Below are 10,830 nucleotides of genomic sequence, written 5' to 3' on the forward strand. Positions count from 1 at the left end.
TGCGCCCTTGAACCCTCCTGGTTATTCAAATCCTGTCACGTGGTGCGGTACGTAGGCCGTTTCCAGCTCGGCAATCTCCTCCGCCGTTAGCTCGAGATCGACGGCGGCAATGGCGTCTTCCAGATGGTCATGGCGTGATGCACCGATAATCGGCGCGCTAACGACAGGCTTGCTCAATAGCCACGCCAGTGCGATTTGCGCACGCGTCACACCACGCTCTTCGGCAATACTGGCCACGCGTTCGGCAATGATGGCGTCGATGCCCTCGGTTTCATCGTACAGATTCTTACCGACCTGATCGGACACCAGACGTGCCGTAGTTTCCCCCCAGGGGCGGGTTAAGCGGCCCCGCGCCAACGGGCTCCACGGCAGTACTGCAATGCCTTCGGCAGCGCACAGCGGCAACATCTCACGTTCTTCTTCACGCTGGATCAGGTTGTATTGGTTCTGCATGCTGACGAAGCGCGTCCAGCCGTGCAGATCGGCGGTGTACAGTGCCTTGGCAAACTGCCAGGCGTACATTGACGATGCGCCGATATAGCGTGCCTTACCGGCTTTCACCACATCGTGCAGCGACTCGAGCGTTTCTTCCAGCGGCGTTTCATAATCCCAACGATGGATCTGCAACAGATCAACGTAGTCGGTGCCTAGTCGCTTCAGGCTGTCGTCGATGGATTGCATGATTTTGGCGCGCGACAGGCCGCGTTCCAGGTTGCTCAGGGGGAAATAGACTTTGGTGGCGATCACCACCTGGTCACGGCGGGCATAATCGCGCAGTGCCTGGCCGACGATCTCCTCACTGCTGCCGTCTGAGTAGCTGTTGGCGGTGTCAAAGAAGTTGATGCCGGCATCCAGCGCCTGTTTCAGCAGCGGTCGGCTGCTTTCCTCCGGTAACGTCCAGGCATGGTTGCCACGGCTGGGTTCACCGTAGGTCATGCAGCCCAGACAGATACGTGAGACGTTCAGGTCGGTGTTACCCAGTTTCAGATACTTCATGCTTGCCTCCCGGTATCAGCACAGAACTTTAACTGTAGCGGATTTTCGGGTGACAGAAATAAAAACGCCCCCGCAAAGCGGAGGCGTCGATCCATCGGGCGTGACGATTATTGCGCCAGCCAGACCTCAATTTGCCGCTGGATGCCGGCGGGGTCCAGACCCAGATCGACACGGACTTCTTCCTGACTCCCCTGGGAGACAAAGAAGTCCGGCAGGCCAATATTCAGCACCGGTACCATTCGGCGCTTGGCCATCAGCAACTCGTTCACGCCGCTGCCGGCCCCCCCCATAATGGCGTTTTCTTCCAGCGTGACCAGTGCGTCGTGGCTGGCTGCCAGTTCCAGTATCAGCTGTTCGTCCAGTGGCTTCACAAAGCGCATATCCACCAGCGTCGCGTTGAGCGTTTCCGCTACCTGCGCGGCTTCCGGCAGCAGTGTGCCAAAATTCAGGATTGCCAGCTTCTCACCTTCACGGCGGACAACGCCTTTGCCGATCGGCAGAGAGTTGAGAGGTTCCAGTGGTGCACCGGTACCATTGCCACGCGGATAACGCACGGCGCTTGGGCCTTCGTTATAGTGATAGCCGGTGTACAGCATTTGGCGGCACTCGTTTTCATCACTTGGCGTCATGATCACCATGGTTGGAATGCAACGCATGAATGACAGATCAAAGGCTCCCTGGTGAGTCTGGCCGTCGGCACCGACAATACCGCCGCGATCGATGGCAAACATTACCGGCAGCTTTTGGATGGCGACGTCATGGATCAACTGATCGTAAGCACGCTGCAGGAAGGTGGAATAAATCGCTACCACCGGCTTATAGCCGCCAATGGCCAAACCGGCGGCGAAGGTCACCGCATGCTGTTCGGCAATCGCCACGTCAAAATATTGCTGCGGATAGTCGCGAGAGAACTGCACCATGCCCGAACCTTCACGCATAGCCGGGGTGATGGCCATCAGCGAACTGTCTTTGGCTGCGGTCTCACACAGCCAGTCGCCAAAAACTTTTGAATAGGTCGGCAGGCCGCCGGCACTTTTCGGCAGGGTACCGCTGGCCGGATCGAATTTTGGCACCGCGTGGAAGCTGATCGGGTCTTTTTCCGCCGGGGCGTAACCACGGCCTTTTTTGGTCATGATGTGCAGCAGTTGCGGGCCTTTTAGGTCACGCATGTTTTTCAGTGTGGCAACCAGCCCCTGGACATCGTGGCCGTCAACCGGGCCGATATAGTTAAAGCCCAGTTCTTCGAACAGCGTGCCCGGTACCACCATGCCTTTCAGGTGTTCTTCGGTGCGCTTGACCAACTCTTTAATGGGCGGCAGGCCGGACAGCACTTTTTTACCGCCTTCACGTAGAGTGGAGTAGAGCTTGCCGGACAGCAGCTGCGCCAGATGGTTGTTCAGCGCGCCGACGTTTTCCGAAATCGACATTTCGTTATCGTTCAGCACCACCAGCATATCCGGATCGATATCACCGGCGTGGTTCATGGCTTCAAACGCCATGCCGGCAGTGATCGCGCCATCGCCGATCACGCAGACCGTACGGCGATTTTTGCCTTCACGCGCAGCGGCTACTGCCATGCCGAGACCCGCACTGATCGAGGTAGAGGAATGACCGACCGACAGTACGTCGTATTCACTTTCTGCCCGCCACGGGAATGGGTGCAGGCCATTTTTCTGGCGAATGGTGGCGATTTTATCGCGGCGACCGGTCAGAATCTTATGCGGGTAAGCCTGGTGGCCAACGTCCCATACCAGATGATCGAAGGGGGTTTGGTACACATAGTGTAATGCCACCGTCAGTTCGACGGTACCCAGCCCGGAGGCAAAGTGGCCGCTGGAGCGGCTGACGCTGTCCAGCAGGTATTGCCGAAGTTCGTCACACAGCTTCGGTAGGCTCTCTTTTGGCAGCGAACGGAGTTCATCCGGATTTTCCGCTAGCGCCAAGGTCGGGTATTTGGCTATATCAAGACTCATTCGATACTCATATCAGAGGAGTTAACGTCACACGTTAATTGTCGCGTTCAATAATGAAGCTGGCTAACGCTCGCAATGGCGCTGTGTTATAAGATTGTGCTGCCAAAGTGTCTAATGCAGCTAAAGCTTCCTGATAGAGATCCCACGCTTTTGCTTTCGCGCTGTCAAGCCCGAGCAAAGCTGGATAGGTGCTCTTTCCGTGTTGCTGGTCCGCCCCCTGGCGTTTACCGATTTTTTCGGTTTCGCCGACCACGTCCAAAATATCATCCTGTACCTGGAACGCCAGACCAATCGCGGCGGCGTAGCGATCAAGCTGCACCAGTGCGGCACGGCCAGGCTCACCGGCGGCTAACGCCCCAAGGCGAACGGCTGCGCGAATCAATGCGCCGGTTTTGTGACGATGGATTTGCTCCAGCGCTTCCAAACCAATTTGCCGGTCTTCGGCTTCCAGATCCAAGGACTGGCCGCCACACATACCGGCAACGCCGCTGGCGGTTGCCAGTTCGGAAACCATCGCCAGCCGGTCGCGCAGTGCCACGTCGGGCATGTCTGCATCGGCCAGAATGGAAAATGCCAGCGTTTGCAGTGCATCGCCGGCCAAAATGGCGTTGGCCTCACCAAATTTGATGTGGCAGGTCGGCTGACCGCGACGCAGGTCGTCGTCATCCATTGCCGGCAGATCGTCATGGATCAAAGAATAGGCGTGAATGCATTCTACCGCAGCGGCGGGCGCATCCAAATTATTCAGTGATACGCCAAACATCTGTCCGGTGGTGTACACCAGGAACGGACGCAGGCGTTTACCGCCCAGCAGCGCGCCGTGGCGCATTGCCGCCACCATGTTGCCATCATTGAACGGCAGCGGCGCGATAAAATTTAGCAGCGTGCGGTCGGCCCGTTGGCGTAAAACCTGCAACTGGTCAGAAAAAGCGGTCTGTTGGACAGTCTCGGACATGATGATTACTCGGCATCCGGTGTGAAAGGCGTCAGCGTCGCATCATCGGCGCTGTCGTTAAGCAAAATTTGTACGCGTTGCTCCGCCTGCTGCAGTTTCTGCTGGCCCTGGCGTGCCAACTGTACGCCGCGTTCGAACTCATTGAGCGCGTCTTCCAGCGGTAATTCACCCGATTCCAAACGCGTGACGATGCTTTCCAACTCGCTGAGGGAGCTTTCAAAGCTGACGCTTTGCTCTGTACTGTCTGATTGTGCAGGTTTTTTTGGCATAATCTTCTTTTTACATCATCATGTGAACAGTGGCGCCAGAGCCTATATTAGCGAATCTTGATTGGCAAATCATGGCGCACATGTGTGGTTTTGTGCACCGAGCCCCACCAGATAGTGGTATACTCAGCGCCGCAAATGCGATTGATAAAACATTCGGCAGCTCCGTTGGTTTTATCAATCGCATATACATTGTAAATCCTTTTCCCTCGTAATTCTGACAATAAAGACCGCCATGAAGTTTATCATTAAATTGTTCCCGGAAATCACCATCAAGAGCCAATCTGTGCGCTTGCGCTTTATCAAGATCCTCTCGACCAGTATTCGCAACGTCCTGAAGCAGTATGATGAAACACTGGCGGTTGTCCGTCACTGGGATCATATCGAAGTTCGCGCCAAAGATGAAAACCAGCGGCCGGTGATTGCCGACGCGCTGACGCGCATTCCCGGTATCCACCATATTCTGGAAGTGGAAGACCGTGACTATACCGATATCCACCATATTTTCGAGCAGACGCTGGAAGCCTACCGCGAGCAACTGGAAGGCAAGACCTTCTGCGTGCGCGTTAAGCGCCGCGGCAAGCAGGACTTCAATTCGCAGGACGTGGAGCGTTACGTCGGTGGCGGTCTGAACCAGCATATTGAAAGCGCGCGCGTTAAGCTGTCGCATCCGCAGGTGACGGTCAACCTGGAAATCGAAGACGACAAGCTGATGCTGGTGAAAGCCCGCCGTGAAGGCATCGGCGGCTACCCGGTAGGCACTCAGGAAGACGTACTTTCGCTGATTTCCGGTGGTTTCGACTCGGGTGTTTCCAGCTATATGCTGATGCGCCGTGGTTGCCGTGTACATTATTGCTTCTTCAATCTGGGCGGCGCTGCGCATGAAATTGGCGTGCGCCAGGTAGCTCATTACCTGTGGAACCGCTTTGCCAGTTCGCACAAGGTGCGTTTTATCGCCATCGATTTTGAACCTGTGGTTGGCGAGATCCTGGAAAAGGTCGAAGACGGCCAGATGGGCGTGGTGCTCAAGCGCATGATGGTGCGTGCCGCTTCGCAGATTGCCGAACGTTATGGTGTGCAGGCACTGGTGACCGGTGAAGCGCTGGGACAGGTATCCAGCCAGACGCTGACTAACCTGCGCCTGATCGACAACGCGTCCGATACGCTGATCCTGCGTCCGCTGATCTCCCACGATAAAGAGCACATCATCAAAGTGGCGCGCGAGATTGGTACCGAGGACTTCGCCAAGACCATGCCGGAGTACTGCGGTGTGATCTCGAAAAGCCCAACGGTGAAGGCGATTAAAGCCAAGATCGAAGAAGAAGAAGGGCACTTTGACTTCAGCATTCTTGACCGTGTGGTTAGCGAAGCCAAGAACGTGGATATTCGCACCATCGCCGAGCAGACTCAGGAGCAGGTTACCGAAGTCGAAACCGTGGCGGAGTTCGATGCTGACCAGGTGATACTGGATATTCGTTCTAACGACGAGCAGGAAGACAAACCGCTGAAGCTGGAACAGGTTGAGGTGAAACCGCTGCCGTTCTACAAGCTCAGCACCCAGTTTGGCGATTTGGATCAGAGCAAAACCTACCTGCTGTACTGTGAGCGTGGCGTAATGAGCCGCCTGCAGGCGTTATATTTGCTGGAGCAGGGCTTCACCAACGTGAAGGTCTACCGTCCATAATCCACTTCATACTTGAAGCTGCAACTGTGTTGGCTGCGTGCACTCACCCCGGTCACTTACTCAAGTAAGCTCCCGGGGATTCCCGTACTGGCCGCCTTGTTGCAACTCCAATTATTTTGCGGATTTTATACTTTTTTCAGAACTGGGTATTTAATCGCGGAAATCGTACATTCCCGGTATCAATACCAACTGAGCGGCGATCTCCGCCGCTTTGGTTTTCCCCAGCAGCAAATCAATCAGCTTCAGCGCAAACTCCATTGAGGTTCCCGGCCCCTGGCTGGTGAGCAGGTTAACGCGCGGATCGAATACCACACGTTTTTCTATCCATTTGTCGGCCGGGATCTGTTCTTTCAGCCCCGGGAAGCCGGTCATATTGCCGATGGGGAACAGCTCGTGGTGTTGCAGCACCAGCGCCGGTGCTGCGCAGATGGCGGCGACGATATTGCCCTGCAGGTGCATCTGACGCACTTTCTCCACCAGCAGCGGGCTGTCGCGGAAGCACTCGGCACCTTTCAGGCCACCGGGCAGCACGATAGCGTCGAAAGGCTCGTCCACAATCGACACCAGCGGCGCATCGGCCAGCAGTTTTACCCCGCGTGAACAGACGATAGTCAGATTGCCATCGCCAGCTACGCTGGCGGTGGTCACTTTAACGCCCGCCCGCACCAGCAAATCTATCGTGGTGACGGCTTCGATTTCTTCGCTACCAGGTGCCAGGCAGACCAGCGCCGATACGCTCATATTCATTTTCCTTTCGCTTAATCAATTCAAACAGGCGTGCGTTCTCTGGCAGAGTCACGCCGTAGCTACGCGCGCGGCGCAGCAGGTAACCGGTAATGTAGTCGATTTCGGTGTGTCGCTGGGTGCGGATATCCTGCAGCATCGAAGAGACATTGTCCGCGGTGCTTTGGATCACCTCCATGACATACTGCTGCAAGCCCTCGCATGAGGTGTGGTAGCCCTCCATTTCCATTACGCTGGAGACCTCGCGGCAGATAAGCTTGATTTGTTCGGGATAGCGTTGCAGATCGCCATTACGGCAATTATACAGCGCCGTTAGCGGGTTAATCACGCAGTTGACCGCCAGCTTGCGCCAGTTCGCCGAGGCGATATTATTGTGCCAGGCGACGTCAGGCAGGGCCTGGTGCAGCACTTCTGCCAGGTGGCTCAGTGATTGCGCCGCCGGTGAGGTCGGGCCGATATGGGTGATGCCGCCGGCGACATGGATAATAGTGCTGCCATCATGGCGTGCCGCATGGGTGGTGGTGCCCTGCAATATCGGTTGGTTGTTCGCCGGCAGTTCGTCCTGGGTGCCCATGCCGTTATGCAGCAGCAGGATGGCGCAGCGTGGGTTCAACTTTGGCAGCAGCGTGCTGACCGCGCTGGAGACCTGCCAGGCTTTCAAGGTGACCAGCAGCAGTTCGCTCTGGGCTAAATGTTCGGGGTCGTTGGTGGGTAAATTACGGTTGAACGAAGCGCCTTCCGGCTCAATCACGTTCACTGCGCAGAAGGGTTGTGGCACCCGTAGCCATCCCTGTACATCGTGACCCTGCCGATAAAGCCGGGAGAGCCACAGTTGTCCGAGCGCGCCGCAACCAAGAATAGTTATTTTCATCCGGACTCCTTGGGGTAACGGGAATATCGCTCAATGACTGTCTTATAATTATAGACTTTTCTGCTGTTCGGCAGCTTATCCGCCGCCAGCTTCAGCAGATTTTGCCTGAGGCGCTAAAGCGGTTATTATGCTCGGCATCGAAATCGCCTAACGTATTAGGCTCTCATTCAGGAGGAAGAAGTATGCCATCTTTCGACATTGTTTCCGAAATTGATATGCAGGAAGTGCGTAACGCCGTCGAGAACGCCACGCGCGATCTGGGCACCCGTTGGGATTTCCGCAACGTGCCGGCCAGCTTTGAGCTGAACGAAAAAGACGAAAGCATTAAAGTCGCCAGCGAGTCTGATTTCCAGGTGCAGCAGTTGCTCGATATTCTGCGTGAAAAACTCAGTAAACGTAGCATTGAAGGCAGCGCACTCGAGATCCCGGAAGAAATGACACACAGCGGTAAAACCTACAGTGTGGATGCCAAGCTGAAGCAGGGGATTGAAAGCGCCCAGGCGAAGAAACTCGTCAAGCTGATCAAAGACAGCAAGCTGAAGGTCCAGGTACAAATTCAGGGCGATGAAGTGCGGGTGACCGGCAAATCACGCGACGATCTGCAGGGCGTGATGGCGCTGGTGCGCGGTGCCGATCTCGGACAGCCGTTCCAGTTCAAAAACTTCCGCGATTAAGGTTTTTGCGAAGGTGGCGATCTTGAAGGGCCAGCTTGCTGGCCCTTGAGTTAGATGACAAAGTTGTCTTTGAGCCCGAGATACTCGGGCCTAGCGCACCGAGGGGCACTCCGGCGGGCAAGCCGCTACGACCCCTTCGGCACGCTCTCCCTAATAATGGGCTTTGTCAGCCGTCTGAAGGGCCAGCTTGCTGGCCCTTTTCTTTACAGTGAATTCACCAGCGCTTCCAATTGGACTCGGTTGGTTTGTTTGGTATCGACCTTCACGTAGGCGCTGCGCTCTTCCGGCACCACTATCGCTTCCGCCACGCCCGGTTGGGCTTTCAGGCGGCTTTCCAGTGCCGAATCCTTCACGGCCAGTTCCGACAGCGTAATACGCAGGCTGCTGACGTAAGGCGGTTCTTGCATGGTGCTGCTGACCAAAAACCAGATTGCCGCCAACACCGCCCCGGCGATAAACACCAGGCCCGCACCCTGCAGGCCATACAGCAAGCCACCCAGGCTGCCGCCGATCGCCACGCCGATAAACTGGCTGGTGGAGTAAACCCCCATCGCCGTACCCTTGTAACCGGCCGGAGACTCTTTGCTGATCAGCGAAGGCAGGATCGCTTCCATGACGTTAAACGCCATAAAGAACAGCTGCACGCCGGCAATGATGCCCCACAGGTGCGCGCCGGACAGCCACAGCAGCACTTCCGCACAGAACAACACCGCTACGCACCCCATAAAGACCTGCTTCATGCGGCGCTTCTTCTCGGCATAAATGATAAATGGCACTACGGCGGCAAAAGAAACCAGCATGGTGACCAGGTAGACAATCCAGTGTTGGCTCGCTGCCAGCCCGGCTTTTTCCATCGCCAGTGGCAGCGCCACGAAGCTGGACATCAGCAGGATATGCAGACACATGATGCCGAAGTTGAGCTTCAACAGCCGGGAGTTGCTCAGCACCTTGCTGAAGCTGCCGCGTACGATGCTCGATTCCCGGTTCAGCACGTGGTGGCTGGCGGAAGGGACCACTGCCAGAGTGATTACGATGCCGGCCAATGCCAGCACGGCAATCATCCAAAACAGCGCATGCAGGCCAAAGGCGTGGGTGACGATTGGGCCAACCACCATCGCAATAGCGAAGGTAATACCAAAGCTGACGCCGATAAACGCCATTGCCTTGGTGCGATTCTGTTCCCGGGTTAGGTCTGACAGCAGAGCCATCACTGCGGCGGCGATAGCGCCGGAGCCCTGCAACGCCCGGCCGAGGATCACCCCCCAAATGGAGTCGGTCGCGGCGGCAATGACACTGCCCAGCGCAAAGATCAGTAGCCCGCCGACAATCAGCGGTTTGCGGCCGATACGATCGGAGATCAGGCCGAAGGGGATCTGAAACACCGCCTGCGCCAGGCCATAAATACCGATGGCGATACCGATCAGCGTTTCGCTGGCGCCGTTCAACGCCATACCGTAGGTGGTCAGTACCGGCAACACCATAAACATGCCCAGCATACGCAGTGAGAATACCGTGCCTAATCCCCAGGTCGCTCGTCGTTCCAGCGGGGTCATTGCATTATCGCTCATTAAAACCTCATTAAAAGCCATTCCGTCAGGCTATCGGTGATAACGCCTGAGGGGATAGCTTCTGTGAAAGAAGCGTCATTTTAGTGTGAAGGGCAGGGGGGGTAAATCTAATGTTGTTTAGCAGATATTACAGTTCGTCGGCTTTTTGGCGAGACAAATAAAATGGGCCGCGAAAGCGGCCCATTCACAGACGATTTGGCTTACCAGACGTACGTCATCAACGCTTCCGGCGCGGCCGTCGCGCTGAAGTCGATAGACATCATTACGCTCAGCGAAGTGATGGCAACAATCGAGAACACAAACAGCTTGCGTGCCCAAACGCTGTCATTTTCGGTTTTGTAACCACGCAGTGCCATGCCCAGCCACCATACGCTCACCGCCGCAGCGACGATCAGGTATTTGTAGCCGGCGTAGCCGCCCAGGGTCAACATCAGGGTGGCAATCATAAACGCCACAATGTAGACCGTGATGTGGTTCTTCGCCACCGAAATGCCTTTCACTACCGGCAGGACCGGAATGTTGGCTGCCTGGTAATCTTTAAAGCGGAAGATGGCAATCGCATAGGAATGCGGCATCTGCCACAGGCTAAAGATAGCCAGCAGGATCAACGCGCCGGCATCGAACTCGTTGGTGACTGCGCAATAACCGATAACCGGTGGCGCAGCGCCCGACAGGCTGCCGATCAGCGTGCCGTATACCGAGTGGCGCTTCATGTACAGGCTATAAACGCCGACATAAACCACAAAGCCCATTACCGCCAGCCACATGGCCAGTGGATTGGCACCGATATACAGCAACGCAAAGCCCGCAATACCCAGAGCGGTAGCATAAACCAGGCTTACACTCGGCGCGATCAGGCCCTTAACCAGCACCCGATTCTTCGTTCTCTCCATTTTCTTGTCGATGTCGCGGTCAATGTAGTTGTTAAATACACAGCCCGAAGCGACAACCAACGAGACCCCCACCAGGGTGGCGAGAAACAGGGGATAGTCGATGCTCCCTTTAGAGGCGAGCAGGAATCCCCCGACGACAGAAATTAAATTGCCGAAAATAATTCCTGGTTTAGTTACTTGCAGGTATTGCTTAATCATCACGTCCA

The 10,830-nt window shown here is 55.9% G+C and carries 10 protein-coding genes; 2 read left to right on the forward strand and 8 right to left on the reverse strand.

From position 1 onward, the window contains the following. Positions 1-21: 21 nt before the first annotated feature. The 4 genes from OCH02_RS18005 to xseB form a co-directional block, all read right to left on the reverse strand. On the reverse strand, positions 22-996 hold the full coding sequence (locus OCH02_RS18005) for an aldo/keto reductase (protein WP_261432378.1): 975 nt from the start codon (positions 994-996) through the stop codon (positions 22-24). Between the two features lie 107 nt (positions 997-1,103). Beyond that, on the reverse strand, positions 1,104-2,969 hold the full coding sequence (gene dxs, locus OCH02_RS18010; protein WP_261432380.1) for a 1-deoxy-D-xylulose-5-phosphate synthase: 1,866 nt from the start codon (positions 2,967-2,969) through the stop codon (positions 1,104-1,106). Between the two features lie 34 nt (positions 2,970-3,003). Further along, complete coding sequence (gene ispA / locus OCH02_RS18015) at positions 3,004-3,924, reverse strand: (2E,6E)-farnesyl diphosphate synthase (RefSeq protein ID WP_261432381.1); 921 nt, start codon at positions 3,922-3,924, stop codon at positions 3,004-3,006. A 5-nt stretch (positions 3,925-3,929) separates the two neighbouring features. After that, positions 3,930-4,193 (reverse strand): exodeoxyribonuclease VII small subunit, encoded by a 264-nt coding sequence (gene xseB, locus OCH02_RS18020; RefSeq protein WP_261432382.1) that lies wholly within the window; start codon positions 4,191-4,193, stop codon positions 3,930-3,932. A 232-nt stretch (positions 4,194-4,425) separates the two neighbouring features. On the opposite strand from xseB, the gene thiI reads away from it, so the two are divergent. Continuing rightward, positions 4,426-5,874, forward strand: a complete 1,449-nt coding sequence (gene thiI, locus OCH02_RS18025; RefSeq protein ID WP_261432383.1) for a tRNA uracil 4-sulfurtransferase ThiI — start codon at positions 4,426-4,428, stop codon at positions 5,872-5,874. A 150-nt stretch (positions 5,875-6,024) separates the two neighbouring features. Here the strand turns inward: thiI and yajL are convergent, their stop codons facing one another. Both yajL and panE read right to left on the reverse strand, forming a co-directional pair. Then, entirely contained in the window at positions 6,025-6,615 is a 591-nt protein-coding gene (gene yajL, locus OCH02_RS18030) for a protein deglycase YajL (RefSeq protein WP_261432384.1), read from the reverse strand. Beyond that, positions 6,578-7,489, reverse strand: a complete 912-nt coding sequence (gene panE, locus OCH02_RS18035; protein WP_261432385.1) for a 2-dehydropantoate 2-reductase — start codon at positions 7,487-7,489, stop codon at positions 6,578-6,580. The genes yajL and panE overlap by 38 nt, the downstream gene beginning before the upstream one ends. Before the next feature lie 182 nt (positions 7,490-7,671). On the opposite strand from panE, the gene OCH02_RS18040 reads away from it, so the two are divergent. After that, complete coding sequence (locus OCH02_RS18040) at positions 7,672-8,163, forward strand: YajQ family cyclic di-GMP-binding protein (RefSeq protein ID WP_012005524.1); 492 nt, start codon at positions 7,672-7,674, stop codon at positions 8,161-8,163. 203 nt (positions 8,164-8,366) lie between these two features. Here OCH02_RS18040 and OCH02_RS18045 read toward each other — a convergent pair whose 3' ends face one another. Both OCH02_RS18045 and cyoE read right to left on the reverse strand, forming a co-directional pair. Further along, positions 8,367-9,731 (reverse strand): MFS transporter, encoded by a 1,365-nt coding sequence (locus tag OCH02_RS18045; protein ID WP_261432386.1) that lies wholly within the window; start codon positions 9,729-9,731, stop codon positions 8,367-8,369. A gap of 200 nt (positions 9,732-9,931) precedes the next feature. Beyond that, entirely contained in the window at positions 9,932-10,822 is an 891-nt protein-coding gene (gene cyoE / locus OCH02_RS18050) for a heme o synthase (protein WP_012005526.1), read from the reverse strand. Between the last annotated feature and the right edge of the window lie 8 nt (positions 10,823-10,830).

This window comes from Serratia quinivorans, from assembly GCF_946227985.1.
In the GTDB taxonomy this organism is placed as follows: domain Bacteria; phylum Pseudomonadota; class Gammaproteobacteria; order Enterobacterales; family Enterobacteriaceae; genus Serratia; species Serratia quinivorans_A.